The sequence below is a fragment of the Planctellipticum variicoloris genome, assembly GCF_030622045.1.
GTDB lineage: Bacteria > Planctomycetota > Planctomycetia > Planctomycetales > Planctomycetaceae > Planctellipticum > Planctellipticum variicoloris.
Map to the genome: position 1 here is coordinate 5,649,307 of NZ_CP130886.1, position 19,249 is coordinate 5,668,555.

The 19,249-nt window shown below is 64.2% G+C and carries 11 protein-coding genes and 1 other RNA gene; 1 reads left to right on the forward strand and 11 read right to left on the reverse strand.

The annotated features are described in order from the left end of the window. Positions 1–218 precede the first annotated feature (218 nt). The 4 genes from SH412_RS22030 to rnpB form a co-directional block, all read right to left on the reverse strand. A complete protein-coding gene (locus tag SH412_RS22030) occupies positions 219–1,250 on the reverse strand; it encodes an IS630 family transposase (protein WP_336518647.1) in 1,032 nt (343 codons plus the stop codon). Positions 1,251–2,038: 788 nt separating this feature from the next. After that, a complete protein-coding gene (locus SH412_RS22035; RefSeq protein WP_336520186.1) occupies positions 2,039–2,590 on the reverse strand; it encodes an REP-associated tyrosine transposase in 552 nt (183 codons plus the stop codon). A gap of 73 nt (positions 2,591–2,663) precedes the next feature. Next, on the reverse strand, positions 2,664–7,670 hold the full coding sequence (locus tag SH412_RS22040; RefSeq protein WP_336520187.1) for a PVC-type heme-binding CxxCH protein: 5,007 nt from the start codon (positions 7,668–7,670) through the stop codon (positions 2,664–2,666). Between the two features lie 187 nt (positions 7,671–7,857). Beyond that, an RNA gene (gene rnpB / locus SH412_RS22045) (RNase P RNA component class A) lies at positions 7,858–8,243 on the reverse strand. A 495-nt stretch (positions 8,244–8,738) separates the two neighbouring features. On the opposite strand from rnpB, the gene SH412_RS22050 reads away from it, so the two are divergent. Next, complete coding sequence (locus SH412_RS22050; protein ID WP_336520188.1) at positions 8,739–9,329, forward strand: HNH endonuclease; 591 nt, start codon at positions 8,739–8,741, stop codon at positions 9,327–9,329. A 110-nt stretch (positions 9,330–9,439) separates the two neighbouring features. Here the strand turns inward: SH412_RS22050 and SH412_RS22055 are convergent, their stop codons facing one another. The 7 genes from SH412_RS22055 to fmt form a co-directional block, all read right to left on the reverse strand. After that, a complete protein-coding gene (locus tag SH412_RS22055; protein WP_336520189.1) occupies positions 9,440–10,933 on the reverse strand; it encodes an OprO/OprP family phosphate-selective porin in 1,494 nt (497 codons plus the stop codon). A gap of 318 nt (positions 10,934–11,251) precedes the next feature. After that, positions 11,252–11,578 carry a Dabb family protein gene (locus SH412_RS22060; protein ID WP_336520190.1) on the reverse strand — a complete coding sequence of 109 codons (327 nt, stop codon included), beginning with the start codon at positions 11,576–11,578 and terminating at the stop codon, positions 11,252–11,254. A gap of 244 nt (positions 11,579–11,822) precedes the next feature. Then, the gene (locus SH412_RS22065; protein WP_336520191.1) at positions 11,823–12,734 is read right to left on the reverse strand and encodes a hypothetical protein; all 912 of its coding nucleotides are present in this window, start codon (positions 12,732–12,734) and stop codon (positions 11,823–11,825) included. Between the two features lie 33 nt (positions 12,735–12,767). After that, positions 12,768–14,507, reverse strand: coding sequence for a HEAT repeat domain-containing protein (locus SH412_RS22070; protein WP_336520192.1), 1,740 nt, complete (start codon positions 14,505–14,507; stop codon positions 12,768–12,770). A gap of 34 nt (positions 14,508–14,541) precedes the next feature. Then, positions 14,542–14,805: a MazG nucleotide pyrophosphohydrolase domain-containing protein gene (locus SH412_RS22075; protein WP_419555824.1), complete on the reverse strand. Its 264-nt coding sequence runs from the start codon at positions 14,803–14,805 to the stop codon at positions 14,542–14,544. Between the two features lie 114 nt (positions 14,806–14,919). Then, positions 14,920–17,856, reverse strand: coding sequence for a tetratricopeptide repeat protein (locus SH412_RS22080; protein ID WP_336520194.1), 2,937 nt, complete (start codon positions 17,854–17,856; stop codon positions 14,920–14,922). Positions 17,857–17,967: 111 nt separating this feature from the next. Next, on the reverse strand, positions 17,968–18,915 hold the full coding sequence (gene fmt, locus SH412_RS22085) for a methionyl-tRNA formyltransferase (RefSeq protein WP_336520195.1): 948 nt from the start codon (positions 18,913–18,915) through the stop codon (positions 17,968–17,970). Positions 18,916–19,249 lie beyond the last annotated feature (334 nt).

The window sequence follows — 19,249 nt, forward strand, 5'->3', positions numbered from 1 at the left end:
CTCGAAGACTCGACTCACCCTACAGCTTGTCCAGATGGAACTTGGAAAGAACAGTGCTGTTCCGCCGTAGGGAAGGGAGGATTTCACGCAAAGACGCAGGGAGGAACGCAGAGACGCCACGAAGAAATGTCGAATGTCGAAGGCGGTATGTCGAAGAGAATCGAGAGACGAGAGTCTAAATCACCGGCCACGATTCTGAAACACTTCGATGGTCGTTCCTACAGCGCCGCCGGTCGCCGGTGGTTGTGTCGGCGGATGTAGGAGCGGACGTTTCGCATCAGTTGCGGCATCGTCGAGCATTTGTGGTTCCGTGTCACGTTGGCGTGTAAGTCCTCCCACGTTCGTTCGATCCGGTTGTGATCCGGACAGTACGGCGGCAGGAAGTGCAGGCGCAGCCTGCGCCCCAGCGGCGTCGCCAGACTCTCCCGCACCAGTCGGGTCGTATGGATCGCGTAGTTGTCCAGGACGACATGGATCTTCTTCGCCTGCGGATAGCGCTGCGTCAGCTCCCACAGCAGCAGTACGAACAACGCCGTGTCCTTCCGGTCGCCTTCGATCGCGATCAACTCCTTCGTCCGCGCATCCTGAGCCCCCGCCAGGTAACGCTTCTCGTTCTTCCCCGGCGTGAGAACCTGTTTCTGCTGCCCGCGGAGCATCCAGTCCTCGCCGATCTTCGGATTGAGATGGATGTCGATCTCGTCCTCCCAGACCGCCACTTCGCCCGTCGGCAGATGCGCCACCAGTTCCTCGATCTGCTCCAGACACTGCTGTTTTTCGGCCTCCGGCCACGGACACTCGACCGTTGGCTTCGGTCGTCCGCGCCGCGCCCCGATCAGCCGCAAGGCCCGGCTCATCGTCGACAGGCTGATCTTCACACTCGTCCGTCGACGGAGCGTTGTGATCAGCATCTCCCGCGTCCAGGTCGGCCGCTTCCAGCCGTCCTGCAGCGGATCGCCGGCCACGACCTCCCGCAACTGCGTCAGGTACTCCTCGGTCAGTTTCCGTGGCCCGTTGCCGCCCCGCCGGTCGAACAAACCGATCTCGCCGTCCTTCCCGTAACGCTGCTCGGTCCGATACACGGTGCTGCGACCGACCTTGAGCGAGCGGGCAATCCAGGTGGGAGAACGTCCTTCCAGTCGATGGATCACGATCAGATACCGCGTTCTCAGCCCGGCGTCCTTCAGAAACTTCAACTGCTCGGACAACCGCTGCTTGGCGCGCTCCGCCCGGGGTGAAAGAATGCCTTCCATGGGGAACTCCTTCCTTGGTTTGGAGTTGTGATACCTCCAAGGTAAGGGTTCCCCATCTCGTTTCCACTGCAATCCCTCCGCTCTGCCGCGCGCCTCACATTCGTGGCCGGTGATTTAGAGTCGAGAGCCAGAGAATGAGAATCAAAGAATGATGCTGGCCAGTTGTCCCAGCCCCGGAGGGGCGGAAGAGTCATAGCCCCGCGGCGTGAGCCCGGAGTCGATCGAGTGAGGTTGAGGCGTCAGAGCCCCGGAGGGGCGAAAGAAGGAATGTGGAGAGAACCGCAGCGCAGCAATGATTGCGCGCACGATCGCGCTGCGCGGGACTCGATGAGTTCGCGATGGGAATACGGTGAATTTGATTGTTGTCCGGCCGGACGCGGCGGGGGTGGGGCGTCGTGCCCCGTTCCCTCCGCCGCGGTTTTCGGCTGGCTTCGATCAGGTCAACCCCGTGCGGTCACACGTCGGGAGGACTTGACGCCAAGTATCCGCGCACACGAGGTGCGCCCCCGCGAGCCCCTCGGAAGAGAAGCCCGGTTCGGGCCCTGACCCGGCCCGCTTGTCCGACGTGTGCGCTCGAGCAACGCGGCCATCCGCGTCGTGGATCCAGCCCGCCTCATACCCGACAAGGGAACGCGCTGACACTGGTTCCGGCGGAGTGCAAGAGCAATTGCCAAGAATTTTCGAAAAAAAGGGCGAAGAGAGGATTTCTGGGATCAGGGCAGGACTGTGGAAGGCGTTGGCGAAGTAGGGTGAGTCGAGTCTTCGAGGCTCACCATCCGTGACTTCTTTTATTCCCATTCCCAGTGATCAAATCGCCGAGCCTCGTCTGCGCCGCCCCACTCTTTCGGATAGTGTCCCAGCCTCACGAACCTGCGGAAAGACGACCAGCGATAATCCGCTACGTGCCGTACCAGGCCGTGCTTCACGGGGTTCCAGTGGATGTAGTTGACCTTCTCAGAGAGGTCGTCTTCATTCCGACAGAGATGTTCCCAGAAACGTCGCTGCCAGACGCCGCGTTCGCGACGTCTGGCTCTCGAATCCGATCGGCTTCCTTCTGTTCCACCATCGGCGAGAAATCGGCGTGTGAACTGTTCCTTGAAGAGCCCCAACCGAATTGAGAATCCATCATCGCCGCGAGGCAATTGCCAGATGACATGCAGGTGATCGGGCAGAACGACGATCGCGATTGTCTGAAACGGACGGCGTTGACGAACGCGTCGAAAGGCTGAACGCAGGCAAGAGCGGCCGCGGTTGTCGTTAAAAATACTGCGTCGATCCTGTGCGACCAGCGTGAAGAAATACGTTCCGCCAGGACCATACCATCGCCGATAGTCGGGCATGGCACCGGTCCATCAAGCTCACGAGTACGAAGTGGTGAGCCTCGAAGACTCGACTCACCCTACTCCTTCTCGCTCAATTATTCAGCGGCTGCGTCGAGCGCAGGTACGCGAACAGGTGGCGGATCTGGTCTTCGGTCAGGTCTTTGAGGAGCCCCTCCGGCATCAGGCTCTTCTTCTGCGGGACGAGCTCGTCGATCTCGGAGCGTTCCACCGCGATTGTCTGGCCGTCGGTGTTCCGCAGCACGACCACCTGCGGGTCCTGTTCGACCAGGAAGCCCTGCACGATCCGGCCGTCGTCCAGCACCGCCAGCAAATTCTCGAAGCCTTCGCGGATCTCAGCGCTCGGGTTGATCACGCTCAGCAGCATCGTCCGGCTGTCGTCCCGTTTGAAGGCGGTCAGGTTGGGGCCGATCTGACCTCCCTGATCGTGGAGCTGATGGCACTTGCCGCAGCTCTGCAGATAGAGCGGCTTGCCGATGTACGGGTCGCCGCCCCCCGCGTTGATGGCGGCCAGCGCCCGTTCGAACTGGGCCTGCATCTCCGCCGTGCTGGCCCCCTCGACGTTGCCGAACAGCTTTTTGACAAGTGCAGCGACCCGCTCGTCGCGATGGGCGGTCAGCTTGCGGACCGTCTCGACCGGCAGCGCCTTCGCGTTGATCTCGCCTCGCTCGACCGCTTCCAGCAGCGCCAGAGCCGTGTTTTTCCGGCTGACCAGCAGGGACTGGGCGACCGAGCGGACGTCGTCCGTGATCTGGCCGTACTGCTTGAGCACCGCCGGGGCGATCCGGTCGTCGTTATACGCCTGCAGCGAACCCAGAATGGCGGCTTTGACGCCGTCGTCCGAGGTCTTCCCCAGTACATCGAGCAGCACATTGACCGCGGGGGGATGCTTCACTTCGCCGAAGAGCTGGATGTATTCCATCCGCTTGCCGGCCGGCGTCTTCTCGTTGGCGATCTGCCCGAGGGCCTCTTCGATGGCCTGGGCGTCCCCCTGGCGGATCTTGAGCGACAGCGAGCCGCCGCCCGCTTTGGAGAGGGCCTCGACCAGTTCGGGGGGGACGCCGGTCAGGGACCGGCCCTGGAAGGCTTCTTCGAACCCGCGCATCAGAGCCTCCGTGCTCGGCTTGCCGGGGGACAGCTTAAGGAGCTTCGCACAGATGGCGAGGTCTTCGCGTTTGCCCGTCGCGGCGAACCGCCGCATCAGCCGGGGGAGGATCTCCTTCTCGACGAGCGGTTCGCGCCACAGGTCGGGATTGTTGAATAGCGCCAGGACGGCATCGTGAGCCGGCAGCACCTGGACTTCGAGCGCCCACCAGACCAGCAGCGGGAACCGGGGATCGTCGATGAACTCGGAGCGGTGCAGAAGATTGTTGACCACCGGCAGCCCCTGCTCCGCCGACAGTCGCTTGGCCGAGCAGGCAAGCTGGCAGAGGACTTCAATGTTCGCCTCGGTCCGGGCAGCGCTGGCCAGCGCACCCGCCAGCGCGGGCGAGACTTTTCCGTTGTCACAGAGGAGCCGGACGGTCCACTCCCGAACGGTTGGATTCTTCGCCTGTGTGAGTGCCTTGAGGGCGAGAGCTTCATCGGCTGCGAGACGGCCGTCGACCGCTGTAAGGCTGATGGTTTCGAGGGAATGCTCCGGCGCAAACTGCGGATCCAGCTTCGTCGCCGCAGCAACCTCCTGAGCCGGACGATCTTCCAGCAGGCGCAGAGACGTCTGCCGCAGCCAGCGGTTCGGCGAATCCAACCGATCGAGAAGTTCCCGCGTCGAAAGCTTCGCCAGATCCATCGGCTTCTTCTCCGGCTCTCGACGCTCAACGCTCAACCCTCGACGCTGAATTCGATAAATTCGCCCGTGATCCTTGTCGATGCCTCCCTGGTAGTTCGCCGTGTGGGCAAGTTGACCGTCGTACCAGTCGGCGACGTAGAGCGCGCCGTCGGGGCCGTCCTTGATGTCGACCGGGCGGAACCAGGAGTCGGCCGATTCGATCGCCATCCCCACGTCCTTCGTTTTGAACGTGCTGCCGACGGGAATCCGCTCGCTGATGATCACGTGGCTGGTGATCGGGTTCACGGCGAAGATTTTTCCCTGGTATCTCTCAGGCAGAGCGCCGCTTTCGTAGACGACGAAATTGTGCGTGAAGCGGGCGTAGTCGCCGTGCTCCATCGCGGGGAAGTAGCCGAACGAGTAGGGATTGCCCAGCGAGCCGTGCTTGCCGAAGCCCTTCTGCAAGTAGGCTCCCTGCATGTAGTGGAAGCCGCGAGTATTGCCGCCGTTGTGACCGGAGAAGATCCGCCCGTCGGCGTCGATCTCCACGCCGAACGCGTTGCCGCCTCCTTCGGAGAAGACTTCATACCGCTTCGATTCGGGGTGGTAGCGCCAGATGTTCTGGCCCTGCGTGAAGACGCCGTTCTTCTCGCCGGGACGTTTGACGTTGGCACTGACCGTGCTCCCCTGGGCGGCGTAGAGCCAGCCGTCCGGACCCCAGCGGAGGCTGTTGATGACCGAGTGCGTGTCTTCGAGGCCGAAGCCGGTCAGCAGGACTTCCGGATCACCGTCCGGGATGTCGTCGCGATCTTTGTCGGGATAGAACAGCAGGTAGGGCGGATTCAGCACGAATACGCCCCCCCGGCCCTGCGCAAACGCCGTCGCGATATTCAAACCGTCGACGAACGTCTTATGCGCGTCGAACTTGCCGTCGCCGTCGGTGTCTTCGTGAATGGTGATCTTGTCCCGGCCCTTGACGCCGTGGGGGGGCGGCTCGGGAACCTTGTCGTAGACCGCCCGCCACCACTGGTCCTTGCTGAGGAGCTTCAGCCCGGCGGGTTCCGGGTATTGCAGGTACTGCAGCACCCACAGCCGGCCGCGCTCGTCGAAGTTCATGAACAGCGGCTGCGCGACGAGCGGTTCCGACAGGACGAGCTCCACTTCCAGGTCGTCGGGGACCTTGAACAGGTCCATCGACTGCTGCGGCGTCAGCGGCTTGTCCTGCACCTGCCGGCGGATCACCGTCGCGAACGGGCTGAGCTTGGGAACCGGCCCCACGCTGTTAAAGTTGGGCAGCTCGGTGGGCGTTTCTTTCGCCCAGGCGAGATCGTCGCCGGTGCGGAACTGCCATTCGCCGGTCGTGGAGATCGCCTCGTTGCCGCCGATGAGGCTGGGGGCGATTCCCTTGAATCCGGCGTTGCCGTCGTGATCGTAGACCCGAATGGCGACGATGTTGGGGGCGTCGGTCTTGACGATCTCGGGCGGGACGACGTAGCGGTGCTGATTGGAGACGAGGCCGCTTTCGTACTCGGGGGGGAGCTTGCCGCTGACGCCGATTTTCACGCCGTTGAAGAAGGTCTCGCAGGCGTTGTCGACGTTTTCGACATACAGATACAGAGACCGGCTCTTCCAGGTCGCGGGCACGCTGATGCCGCATCGATACCAGGCAAAGCCGTCGTAGTCCCTCAGTCGCTGCGGATCGAGGTCATTCCACGTCCCCGGCACCTTCAGCGTTCGCCAGCCGCTGTCGGTCTTCGTCTGGCCTTCCGCTTTCTGCTTTCCGCTGTCCGCCGCCCAGGCAATGGCATTCTGCAGCAGCGCCACGAACTCCGGCCGCTGGAAGTCATCGATGTGGCCGAGCGAGGTGTAGAACGACTTGCCGCCATCTTTGCGAGTGAAGGTCCAGGCGACCGGTTCCTGCTGCTCGACGCCGGCGACTTTGCCGCGGATCAGTTCGGTGGCGCCGGGCTTCAGCGGGGAGGTCTGGTAGAGCCCGCCGCCACCGGTGAACTCAGCCTGCGGGATCCCCTTGAGGATCGGGTGATCCTTCGCTTCCGCCAGCGGCCACACCGTCGACTTGAGGTTGTGGCCGTGGTGATTCGAGTAGCTGCCGCCGAAGACGTCGGCGTCGAGCGTCGGCCAGTCGGCGAGACCCGCGGGGGCCGGCTGATTGCGGAGGTGGAAGGCATGGCTGGCGGTCCGGATGCCGATCACCGGTTTGCCGGCGGCGACGTACGACTTGATCAGCTCCATCTGGGCCGGAATCAGCGGTCGACGGCGGGCGCTGACAAACAGCACGTCGGCGTCCTTGATCGCTTCCAGGCCGGGGAATCTCGTCTTGGACTTTTCGTCGAGGAACAGCAGCGTAACCCGATAGTACTTGCCGAGATGTTCGGCGGCGAACTTGGGGAGCGTGGTTGCGGTCTGGTATTCCTCTTCGCCGAGCAGGATGGCGACGTGCGGGCGGGTATCGGTGGGGAAGCGGAAGGGCTCGCCCCCGGCGAGCTGGTCGCTGGTGATCGTCGGGCACCAGAACTTTTCGATGTGATCGACGACCAGGTCGGTCCCGGTGAAGTGGCTGACGAAGGGGGCCTTCGCCGGGTTGTACATGGTGTCGGTCAGGTCGCGGACCAGGGCGACGTTGAGTCCCTGGTAGACCATCTGGCGGATGGAAAACGGCCGGCCGAGGACGCACATGTTGGTGTGGACGCCCATCACGAGGACGTTCTCGATTCTCCGCTGCCGCATCAGATAATAGGCCTCGGCGGAATCGGTGATGGCGTCTTCGTCGCGGATCTCGATGGCGGCGATCTGGCGAGACCAGGCTTTATAGTTCTTGACCGGTTCGTCGCAGTCGCAACCGCCGTCGGTATCGTCGATTGGCAGAGCCGGTTCGCGCTCTGGATCGATCCGGCACCAGCGTTCGAGGGGTCGTTTCGCTTCAACAACCGGGGCCGCCTGAGCCCGTTTGCGGGCGGGGTGATCTTTGTAGAAGTCGAGCGTGTCGCTGGGGCAGTGGATGATCAGCACCCCCTGCTTGCGGGCGGCGGCGACGACTTCGTTCATGCGGCCCGCCATCTGGCCGACGCGCAGGGTCGAATTGGGACACCAGTGCTTGTCCCACATGTCGCAGATGACAAGGGCGGTTCTGGCGGGATCCCACGTGGCCGGCTTCTCGACCGCGTTCCAGCCCTGGACGGCGGGGCCGACTTGCTCTTTTGCGCGCAGGGAGAGCTTGAGGGGTTCGGCGGCGTTCGCCGCGACCGTGACCAGTAGTGCCGAGAGCCAGACCGAGCGCGTGAACCAGGACATCCGCGAACCTCCCCTGCAAGGACAAAGCATGCACGCATTCTGATGCGTGCGGCAGGTCTTTGCCAGCGGGAGGGGGGGGAATCGTTGATGGTCGATGGTTGATCGTTGATGGCCGGAATGGAATGCCGGAGCCTCCGATTTCCAACCATCGACGATCAACCATCAACGATCAACGATCAACGAAAAAACGCGGAGCGGGCCTGTAAGCCGGGTTCTGTCGAGGACGACCATTTCTCTAGGGCGGCAGTTGCCTGCCGCCTCGAGCAACCTACCCGGAGACTGGGTACGGGCCGGACCGACCCGTGGCGCGGCGAACCGCGCTCTGCCTCCTGCTTGGTCTTGCTTCCGGTGGGGTTTACCGAGCCGGACCGGTCGCCCGGCCCGCTGGTGCGCTCTTACCGCACCGTTTCACCCTTACCTCGCCCGTCTTGCGACGGTCGATCGGCGGTTTGTTTTCTGTGGCACTGTCCCGGTCCTTGCGGACGGTGGGCGTTACCCACCACCGTGTCCTGTGAAGCCCGGACTTTCCTCCCCGGAACCTCGCGGTCCCGCAGCGGTCGTCCAGCCCGCTCCGCAGATCCACTGTAGAGACTCGGCGCGGGGGATGATAGGTCGGGAGGAGTTGGTGATTGGTTCTTTGGGATTTGTCAGTGGTCAGTGGTCAGTGGCGGGAATGCGGCGCTGGATGCGTCCGGCAGGTCTTCCATTTTTTCCTCGTTCCCAGGCTCCCGCCTGGGAACGCCCTCTTCCGAGGCTCCGCCTCGTCCGCCTGACCTCCGACGAGGCGCCACCAAGAGGACGCGGAGCGTCCAAAGATTGCGTTCCCAGGCTCCCGCCTGGGAACGAGGTGAATCCGCGAACTTTCCGTGAATCCTGGTCGGCGACGGGATTGGAACGGGGCCGGCAGCGTGGCGTCCGGGAAGAATTTGTGGTACGCCATAAGGACGTGTTTATCCCGACGGGCGAACCTGCAGGACGGTCCGGGGCTCCTTGCACACGGAACGTCTCCGCTGGCGTTGTCTCCACAACGAGCGCCACGGGAGTCGACGTTTCTCAAGGGATTGAACCGTGACCGCAGTCCTGCAACGTCCGACGCTGGTGCTGAACCGCTGCTGGCAGCCGGTGGGCGTGGTCCCCGTGGCCCGCACACTGAGCCTCGTCTGCGCCGGGACGGCCCGGATCGTCGATCACGACTACCAGCTCTATTCGTGGGCCGACTGGGCGAGCCTGATCCCCGCGGACGACGAGCCGTTCATCCAGGGAGTCGGTTTCCGACTGCGGGTGCCGGAAGTCATTTCACTGACGCGGTACGACCGGCAGCACCGCGGCTCGGTGCCGTTCTCCCGGCGGAACCTGTACCGGCGCGACCGGTTCACCTGCCAGTACTGCGGCAGCCGTCCGGGGACCACCGAACTGACCATCGACCACGTCGTCCCGCGGTCGCACGGCGGCCTGTCGACGTGGGTCAACTGCGTCCTGGCCTGCGTGCAGTGCAATCGTCGCAAAGCCAATCGCACGCCGACCCAGGCCCGAATGAATCTGGCCACGACGCCAATCCGTCCCGCCTGGCATCCTCAATACGCCTGGCCGAAGACGTCGCCCAAGAGCTGGAAGCAGTTCCTCAGCGACGCCTACTGGAACGTCGAACTGGAAGAGTAGGTGGATAGTGGGTGGTGGGTAGTGGATCGGAATCGCCGACTCACCGCCGCCGTCCAGGCCATCTACGCCCAACCCATCTCCAAGTCGGCAGCGGCCCCGCCCACGGCGGGTTAGAAGTCGATCTGGCACATCATGGCGACGATGTTGGTGCTGCTGGGGCCGTAGTAGGGTTGCCCGGGCGCCTGGTACTTCGAGTTCGCGCGGATGTAGTTGAACGCGATTTTCCAGTTCGGGTTGATGAACCAGTTCACGCCGACGGTGTAGTCGTTGAGCGTTCCACCGCGGATGTTTTTGTCGTTGAGATCGAGGTACGAGATCCGCCCGGCCAATTCCCAAGCTCCCCAGCCCCCTTCGCCTCCGCGGGGATCGAAGTCGTGGAAGGGCATCACGCGGTCGATGGCTCCCGCCTTACGGTCGTAGGGGCGATGCTCGCCGGTCAGGAAGTAACCCACCTGTCCGTAAACGCCCCACAGCGTCGCCGTCGACCCGCCCGACTGGCTCACGAAGTTCGCCATCGCTTCGCTCTGGAATGACAGCGGGCCGTTGACCCACAGGACTTCCTTGCCGATGACGTTGAAGACATTGACGTTGGTCAGCGCCCCGGTATTCACGAGCGGAGGCGTTCCGTTGAAGGCGCCGGGAGCTGGCTGCTGGCTGGTGCCGACGGCGCCGGCCGCGTTCTGCCCGATGTAGAGCTCCGGAATGGTGCGGAACGACGTGGAATGATTGGGGGGAGCATTCAGGTAGTGTCCGAGCCCGGCGTGCAGATAGCATCTGCCATTTGAAGCTTCGTCCCAGTAGGGGAGCCAGGTGATGCGCTCGGCCGTGCCGACGCCGCCCGCATTGGCGATCGAATCGCCGAACTGGTCCTGGCCGGTGGTGAAGACCGACGCCGCCCAGGTCGCGGTGAGATCTTCGTTTTTGTCATAGAAGCCGACGCCCAGGTGTCGGAAGGGCGTAAAGGCCTGAAACAGGACCGAGCGTTCCAGGAAGGTCGTGTAGCGGAAGCTGCTGACGACTTCGAGGCTGAAGGGCTGCTTCCACTGGCCGACGCGGACGGCGCCGAGCAGCGGAACTTCGGTCTGTTCGACCCAGACGTCGGTGAAGGTCGGCCGGCCGAAGAAGGCGAAATCCATCTGAAAGAAGTAGTTGACGGTTTCGGACAGACTTCCCCTGGCATTCAGTCGAGCCCTGCGAAAATCGGCCCCGTTCTGAATCGGGCCGTTGTTCTGCAGGGGGGCGTAGGTGTGCAGGCTGTTGGCGTCCTGATTGAAGAACCCCATCTCTGCCTGGAAGACGCCGTTGACCTGGACCGTCGGGTACTTGGGTTTGGGGGGCGCGGCCGCGGGGGTCTGGAAGTAGCCTGCCGAAGACTCCGCGAGCGCGGGGCCGGGATCCGGCAAGGCGGCCGCGGTGTGGCTGGCGGGCTGCACGCCTCCGTCGCGGAGCGTCTTGACCTCGGCTTCGAGACTGTCGAGACGTTGCAGCAGAGCCCGCGTCTCACTCGGTGAGACGTCGCCGTCGTCCTGAGCGAAGGCCGGGGGAGCAGCCCCGGCGACCAGCAGCAAAATCCCCCACGTCCATCGACTCGCCCGTGCCGCCATGGTGTGACGCCACTTTCCGACCTGACCGCAGGTCACGTTGCGTCGATCGCCTTCAATCGGCGGCTCACTTCGAGCGGCCCGGATTGGCGGTGAAACGACGAGTCGGGGTGGTAGCACCTGGCGGATGCATCGGCAAATCGCAGTTTCGTCGCAGGATTGAAGTCCTGCTGAGAATTCAGGTTTCACTGTCTGGAATGGGGAACGACCGGCAAACTCTGCCGCAACGCGACCGGCGACCGCCGAATCCGCCAGAAAGAATCAGGCCGGCGGAAGCTCTTCCGCCGGCCTGGGAGCTGGTCGCAACCGCGAGGTCCCGGGCTATGCGTCGTAGGAATCGAAGACTCGCACGCCGGCCCAGGTGGGCTTGTGCTCTTCGATGAACTGCAGGTGCTTGGGAGCCGTCTGGTAGTCGTCGTGAGCCTTGCGGTTGGCGAAGACGACGCACAGGGCGACGTGGAAGTCGCGGACGTTGACCGGCCGGGCCAGATCCTGCACCAGCGGACCGGCCGCAAAGAACAACTCGCCCGGATGTCCTTTGAGGTACTTGTGGCAGGCCTCGGTCAGCGCCTGGATGGCTGCCGGCGACTCGTCTTTGAGCGCGAAGAAGACATTGTGAACGAGCGGACGGTCAGCGGGCTGGGTCATGTGTCGGAAGTCCCGGTGCAAAAAAGGGATGGCGAGTCTCAGCTCCGATCTCGGTCGGAGTCAGCAGGCGCAAATTCTCCGGCGGAAGACGGGGCGACGCAAGGGGAGCCGGATAGCCGGGTGACGACAGAGGGCGACGTCGTCCGCTTCTGGGTTCAAGACGCCGAACAATCGTCTCGGCGTCCGCAACGCCGACGCTTCGACCGCCCATTCACGGCTGCACCCGACGGAGCCCCCGTCGGCGTCAACGGGCGACTTTCGGCGTGTGGGCCGTCTGGCCGGTCACTGTGAACTTGTAGCCGGCGCCATCCCGCTCGACGGCGAAGTAGGTCCGTTTGATCTGCGCCACCGGCCGATTGAGGTAGTCGTGCTCCAGCCGGGCGAGCATGGTTTCCGTTTCCGTCGGATAGAAGTGCAGGACGGTCGTCTCGAACGGAACTTTCAGCCCGGCTCGACCGATCAGCTCCAGGTCGGCCTTGCGCCGTTCGCCCCCCTGCCAGCTCATGTAGAGCCGCTGCTCGGCCGCCCCGCTGGTGGTGTAGCGGACAGCGGGAGCCGGCTGCGTCAGCTTGGAGACGTATCCCAGTCGACCGTCCGGGAGCAGCACTCCCAGCTCAATGCCAAAGAATTCGAGCTGCTTGGCATACTCGTCGACGGTGAGCCGATCGCCGAAGCGGACGTACCAGCGCTGCTCGCGGGGGATGCCGCCGATCCCGGGACCGACGCCCAGCCCCCGACGCCCCGTCCCCTTGGCGCTTCCCGCCACGCCGACGTTGCGCACGCCGACCTCAAACTGCTGCTGCACCAGTTCGGTCGCCGCCTCGGACATTTCGATGACCGTCTCCAGCGACTGCTCGATCTCGGTCTGTTCGGCGTTCTCCTCCTCGGGGGCCGCATCGGCCCGTTCCGGATCGGGGCTGTCGACGCGCAAGGTTTCGTCGGGCGAGCCGTCCTCGTCGCCGCCGGGAAGCTCCACAAGCTCGACCGGAACCATCGCCACTTTGGTGGTGGTGCGGTTGGTCAGCCAGACAGTCGTGACGCTGCCGAAGGCGAACACGAGCGCCGCAAACACCGCCAGCACGCCCGCGATCACCTGGTCGAAGCGGGTGACGCGCAGAACTGGCGGCCGAACGGAAGGTTCCCGGGGAGAAGCCATTGAGGTCTGCAGCCGAATCAGGGGGTTCGAGAGCTATTTGCGAGTCTGTATCTGCTGGCGATCGTCCCGTTCGTCATAGGGACGGACCTTGAGGTACCAGTCATTCCATTTCTTCATGGCGGCCGCCCGCCAGGTTCGCAGATGATCGGACTGCTGCTCCTCGGTGGCGTCTTCGGGCAGACCTTCCAGCGGCTCGATGGCCAGTCCCATGCCCTCGGGGCGGCGACTGAGGATACACAGGCCGAAGCTGGCTTCGCGAACAACCGCGACGTCGGGATCGGCGAGACTGCGGATCAGCAGCGGGGCCGCGCTGATGTCCTGCGAACGGGCGAGCGCCCAGACGGCTGTCCGGCGGACTTCCGGACGGGGATCGACGGCCAGTTTGCGGAGCCGGGGCACCTGCCCGACCATCCCGGGGGCCTGGTCGAGCTGCACCGCTTCCACCAGTTCGGTCTGAAGGGTCGGCAGTTCGACGTCGACTGTTTTCTCCAGGTTCGCCAGGAGCTCGTCGATCGGGCTGCGGGGCTTCTTGGACCCGACGTCTGCACCGTTCAATCTGGCGTTGTTCAAGTCGGCAGGGAGTCCGCGCCCGCCGACGAGAAGACCACCCCCCAGAATCCTCGGCAACGGCTTGAAGACAGAGCCGGTCGCCTTCGTCAGAAACAGCAGTGCAAAACTGGTCGAGGAGGTCGGTCCGTTGCTGTCGCTCCACTCGCCATTTCCCCGCTGCGCGGCAAACAGAATCTCGGCGCCGCGGTCGTACCAGTCGACGTCAACCAGCTTTGCTGAACCATGCAGTGCGCCGATTCGTTCGATGCTGTACATCGAGTAACAGGTCCAGGTCCCCGGCGCATACCGACCCTCAACGATCGTCTGATCGAGCAGGCTGATTCCCTTGCGAATCGCACTGTCGAGTTCGCTGGCGGAAAGGCGGGGAACGCCCGATCGAGCCCCCCCCGCAGCCTTCTTGGGCTCTTCCACGGGAGCAACCGGTTCCAGAATCCCGTAGCGCTTGCGACCCGGAATCGCGACGGAAACGGCGACTGGCGGCGCCGCCGCGTCCTCGGGACGCTTCTCTTCGACTTTTTCGAGCGGCGCCTCGGCCGGCCGGCTCTGCCCGTGGAGCATCAGGCGGATGATCATCAGGCTGCCGGTGCCGGCGGCGGTCATCGAAAACGTCGGGCTCATGCCTTCGTGCGGATGATAGACAAACCCCCCGTCGCTCCTTTGCGTCGAAAGGAGCCAGCGTCCGGCGCGGTCCCAGACATCGCGGGGAATGTCGCGGCCCATGCGGGCGGACGCCCACAGACCAAGAATTCCGTACTGCGAGATACTGGTGTCCCCGATGTTCGTGGGATGATTGGGGTAGTACCAGACGCCCGCTTCGTTCTGACGGGCCAGTAGATACTGCGTGATCGCGTCGATTTCGAAAGGGTGAATCTCAGGCCCCGTGGCTTCGAGCAGCAGCAAAGAGATGGCGGCCTCGTAAATGTGATGCTGAGGATTATTGCTGCTGGTGTACTCTCCCGCCTGGACCTGGTAGACGATGCGATTGACCGCAGCCTGTACGATTGGCGCATCGACCGGCTCCCCCGTTTTGACGAGCGCATAGGCGGCCAGGACGCCGATCGGAGCGTCGATAAACTGCAGCTTCAGGACGGCGCGTCCGCGCGCAATCGCCTGGTTGATCGCCGCCGTATCCGCTGCTGAAGCGAACGCCTGCAGTGCGGCGACGAACAGAGCGAAGCACCAGACGTTGCAGCGGGCCGGCATGGAATCGTTCCCCGTTCGTTCGACTGCAGAACGGTCAAGGTTTTTCGCTGAGATCGCACACGCAGGCGAATTGTCCGCAACCCGGACAGCCGTTTCCGTACTTCTTGCGGACGGCGGCGTCCAGATCGACGCCTGCGACGTTGGCGATCGTCGCGAGCCAGGCCAGCACGTCGGCGAACTCCAGAGCGAGCTCCTCGTGCGACCCTTCACGAAGCGCGGCCGCCAGCTCGCCGACCTCCTCCATCAGCCACATGAACGTGCCGTCGACCCCGCGTGCGGCGTCTTTGGCGCCATACATCCGGCGGATCAGTTCCTGCAGATCGCGCAACGAGAGAGCCGGGCTGTCAGCCACGATCGGGAAAATCCTGCTGGGACGTGAGATGAGAGACGACAAAGCACCGTCCGCTCCAGTCTACTCTTCTCCGCGCAATTGAGCGAGCAGACTTCGAACGCCCTGGTGCTGCGGATCGTGTTTGATCGCCTCGAACAGACGGTCTTTGGCATCGCGAACTCGCTGGTCGGCGGCATACAGTCGCGCCAGTTCGTAGTTCCAGTCGGCGCTGCCCGGCTTCAGTTCCAGCGCCGTTTCGTACTCCTGAACGGCCCGCCGGTGGTCCTTCAGTTGGACGGCCGCTTCCGCGAGAACACGATGAGTTTCCGCATCGAGTACGTCGATCAGCAGCGAATCGCGCGCGTAGGCCCGGGCGGCGCGGGCGTTACCTTCGGCGAGCGCGAATTCAGCCAGCTTCAGGCGAATGATCGGGTCGTCGGGCTCCAGCGGCAGCAGGGACTGCAGGGCCGTCTTCAGTCCGGCGCGATCTTTCAGTTCCAGAGCGATGGCGGCCCGCCCCCGCCACCAGTCGGGATATCGGGGAAACTTCTGCTGGCCGAGTTCGCACAGTTCCCGGGCGACCTCCCAGTTTTTAGCAGCAAGCTGTAGTTCGAGCAGGAGCGACAAAATGTCCCGTCGAGGGGCGTTGCGGTCGAGCGCCCGCTCCAGGATCTCGACGGCGCCCGGCGCGTCTTCCGCTCCGATGGCGGCTCGGGCGGCGACCAGCGCCGCCCTGGGCTGTGCCGGATGATCCTTCAACACCTTGAGCGCAACCTGATTCGCCTCGTCCCGTTTCTTCGCGAGCCAGAGCAGGCCGGCATAGCTGGCGGCGGCTTCGGGCGAATCGGGCTGCTCCCGATAGGCCCGTTGAATCTCGGCGGGCGACTGCGATTCCTCGCGCGGTTCCACGGCCTCCAGACCGGCGACGAGCTGTTGCAGATACGTCCGGTAACCCGCTTCAAACTCCGCCAGGTCGACGCCGAAAACTTCGTGAATCGCAGCCGCCGTGGTCTGCTGGCGACGGTAGGCGTCGAGCAGTTTGACGAGCGACTCCTCGCCCCCCCGCCGGACCATGTAGTCCGCGTAGAGGGCGCTCTGGCAATAGGCGAAATTCCACTCTTCGCTCGACCCGGCCAGGACGAATCCTTCCGTCAACGTCTCCAGATTCCGCAGTTTCCCGGCCGCAACGCGCTCCGCCAGCAGGCGGTCCCATTCCAGCGGCCGGAGAGTCCCTTCGGCCCGCATCGCCAGGGCTTCGGTAAACCAGTGCGGAATGTTGAATTCGGTCTGCTGCAGCGTGAGGACATGCACGAACTCGTGGCGCAGCACCCGCCCCCAGTGCAGGGGCCGCTCGAGACAGGTCGGCGAGGTCATTGCAATCATCAACCCGGTCGACGCGCCGATCGTCTGAATCCAGGGGAGTCCGACCATCCGGGCGCTGAACCACTGGTGCCCCGAAAGTCCGCGGGCGTTGTTGTAGAATTCGATGTGCGTCCGCTGGGGAGGTTCGAAGCCATACTGGGCCGTCAGGTCGGCGTACGTCTCTTCCAGGTACTCGGCGGCGTAACGGGCGAGCAGACGATCGAGCTGCGAGTCGGCGTGAATGACGAAGTGGTCGGTGGTGACCGCTTTGTAGTCGTCGAGGACGCGAATGACCTTGCGCAGATTGCTGACTTTCAGATGGTAGGGATCGGCCTTGAACGCCGCATCCAGCAGGCTGCGGGCCTCGTCGACGCGCCCCGTCTGCATGCACAGCATCCCCAGCCCGGTTCGCGGTTGGGCGAGAGGGGGCATCAGGACGATTGCGCGACGATAAAGATCTTCCGCCAGGCGGAACTTTCGCCAGTCTTCGAGCCAGCCGGCCAGTTCCGACAGAAAGACTCCCGGATGAGGACTCTGCCGAGCCACGCGAACGAAGACCGGTTCCACTTCGGAAGTCGCATCGACCTGCCAGTCGGCGATGTGGTCGAGGTGTTCGAGCAGCTTCGACCAGCGCTCGGGGGCCGGCGGGCCGTGCAGCCGGATGTTCCACGCCGCCAGTCGCGCCAGGTTCCGTTGGTCGCTCCCGTTCGCGGCCAGCAGTCGATCGAGCAGACCGGGGACGGCGTCCCGGGCGTCGGTCGAGAGCGCGACATCGAGCTTCAATCGGAGCGCGGCGGGATGCTCCGGATGGATGGCCAGAGCCGCGTCGGCGTGCGACGTCGCCTTCGACCACTCCCGCTGATCGAGCGCCGACTCCCCCAGCAGGACATGGACGTCGGCCGCCTGCGGATTGATCGCCAGCGCCGCCTGCAGCTCGGGGATCCCCTGGGCCCGATTGTATTTTTCGAGCAGCAGCGAACCCGCCAGCCAGCGCCCCTCCCAGGCGAGCGGATCAGACTTCTCAATGTCCCGGCAGACGGTGTTCACCACGAAATCAAAGACTTGCGACACCGACTTCCAGCGGGCGTACTCCGCCGCCCCCTGCCCGACCAGCAGCAGATCCTCCGCCGCCGTCGGCTGGATGCGGTTGTAGTATTGCACGAACCAGCGATAGCCGTCTTCGGCCTCCTTGAGCTGACCCCGCGCGGCGGCCAGATCGGCGGAAATCAGACGGGCGCGCAACTGGTCCGGGGCCAGTTCCAACGCCGCCGCCGCCGCCTTCGCCGCATCGTCCAGTCGACCGTGGTCCCAGTGCAGTCGGGCCAGTTCCGCGAGCAGGTCGGCGGAGCCGGGATCAGACTCGATCGCCGATCGAAGACTCGCCAGGGCTTCCTCGTCGCGGCCAAGCGCCCGCAGGGAGTGAAGCCGAGTCAGCCCGGCTGCGGCATTGGCCGGGTCGGACTTCAACAAGTCGGCGCAGACTTCGAGAGATTCCTCGTAGCGCCCGCGACGAAGGTGCTCGCGAGCGGTCGCCAGTTCGTCCGCGGAGACCGGCGACGAAAGCCATCCGCCAGCCAGCATGACGACCGCAAAGCATGCTGGCCGCACGACTTGCAGACTGAACTCATTGACCGACAACTGTCGGCTGCCCCGCATGAACTCGTCTCCGGAAGAGGTGCACCTCTCTCAAAAACGCTACCGCGCGTGGTTGGCGTCCACAACACGAACTTTCGCGGCCGAATCATCGGTTGTTCGAATTCGAGCCGATTATTCGCATTGATCGCCGGAGGCGGGCCGGTAGCCCCTCAGAAACTCGGCCACGGCCATCGGTCGTTTGCCGTCGGGCTGGACCTGCACCAGGTCGATTCTCCCGGTTCCGCACTGGACCGTGCAGCGTTCGGCCGTCGCTTCGACAACGGTTCCCGGCACTCCCGGACCGTCGGCATCGGCGACCCGGACGCGCTGGACGAGGGCTCGCAGCGGGGGGCGGCCGGCGAGATGCACCGTCGTAAAAGCCATCGGCCAGGGCTGCATGCCGCGGACGTGACGCTCCACCTCGACGGCAGACCGATTCCACGGGATTCGACCGTCCTGTTTGGTCAGTTTGCCGGCTCGGGTGACGAGGGCCGGATCCTGCAGGACGGGTGTCGTCGTCCCGGCCTCAATCTGGCCAATCACCTGCAGCGTCAGCGGGCCGGCCAGCTCGGCCAGCCGGGCTTCGAGATCGCCGGTCGTGTCGTCGGGGCCGATGGGCGTCCGGACGACTCCCAGCATCGGGCCGGCGTCGAGCTTCGGTTCGAGCTGGATGATCGTCACGCCGCTCTCGGCGTCACCGTTGAGCACCGCCGCATGAATGGGAGTCGCGCCGCGGTATTTCGGCAGCAGCGACGCATGCACGTTGATCGTGCCGAATCGCGGTAAATGCAGGACTTCGGCGGAGAGAATCTGGCCGTAGGCCGCGACGACCTGCAGATCGGCCTGCCACTCCCGCAGCAGCGCCACCGACTCGGGCGTCTTGATATTGTCCGGCTGAAAGACCGACGTACCGCGGGCGAGCGCCAGCTCTTTGAGCGGATTGACGTGGTGATGGTGACCACGTCCCGTTCGATCGGGCTGCGTCACCAGGCCCGCGACGGTATGGTTCGAGGCGCAAAGGGCTTCGAAGACCGGCAACGCCAGGCGGCCGGTGCCCATGAAGACAATCCGCAAACCCATCGAGGCTCCTCAATCCTATGTCCGAAGCTCGAAATTCGAAGAAGTTCTAGATCCCTGATCCCAGTCACCACGCCCGATCTGGCGGCGGCCAACGCCGTCCCCCCCCGGTGGCCTTCCGGCAAGCATGACCTGGCAATGAACTTCGAGCCGGTGTATTGCCAGCGTTGCAGGGAGGCTCACCGTGAGACGGAGACCACGTTATTCATCGTACCGTGCAGAACAGGTGCAGGCGATTGGCGGACGGCGCCCACTGAAACGGGCCGCCCCCCTCAATCGCCCCTGAAACACAACATACCCGGCGCAACAAGAAGCCCCGCAGGATCATTCCTGCGGG

Bases quoted from the DNA above. Each gene is read 5' to 3' on its own strand.
- SH412_RS22030 (WP_336518647.1), bottom strand. From the start codon at position 1,250: ATGGAAGGCATTCTTTCACCCCGGGCGGAGCGCGCCAAGCAGCGGTTG.
- SH412_RS22035 (WP_336520186.1), bottom strand. From the start codon at position 2,590: ATGCCCGACTATCGGCGATGGTATGGTCCTGGCGGAACGTATTTCTTC.
- SH412_RS22040 (WP_336520187.1), bottom strand. From the start codon at position 7,670: ATGTCCTGGTTCACGCGCTCGGTCTGGCTCTCGGCACTACTGGTCACG.
- SH412_RS22055 (WP_336520189.1), bottom strand. From the start codon at position 10,933: ATGGCGGCACGGGCGAGTCGATGGACGTGGGGGATTTTGCTGCTGGTC.
- SH412_RS22060 (WP_336520190.1), bottom strand. From the start codon at position 11,578: ATGACCCAGCCCGCTGACCGTCCGCTCGTTCACAATGTCTTCTTCGCG.
- SH412_RS22065 (WP_336520191.1), bottom strand. From the start codon at position 12,734: ATGGCTTCTCCCCGGGAACCTTCCGTTCGGCCGCCAGTTCTGCGCGTC.
- SH412_RS22070 (WP_336520192.1), bottom strand. From the start codon at position 14,507: ATGCCGGCCCGCTGCAACGTCTGGTGCTTCGCTCTGTTCGTCGCCGCA.
- SH412_RS22075 (WP_419555824.1), bottom strand. From the start codon at position 14,805: ATGTATGGCGCCAAAGACGCCGCACGCGGGGTCGACGGCACGTTCATG.
- SH412_RS22080 (WP_336520194.1), bottom strand. From the start codon at position 17,856: ATGCGGGGCAGCCGACAGTTGTCGGTCAATGAGTTCAGTCTGCAAGTC.
- fmt (WP_336520195.1), bottom strand. From the start codon at position 18,915: ATGGGTTTGCGGATTGTCTTCATGGGCACCGGCCGCCTGGCGTTGCCG.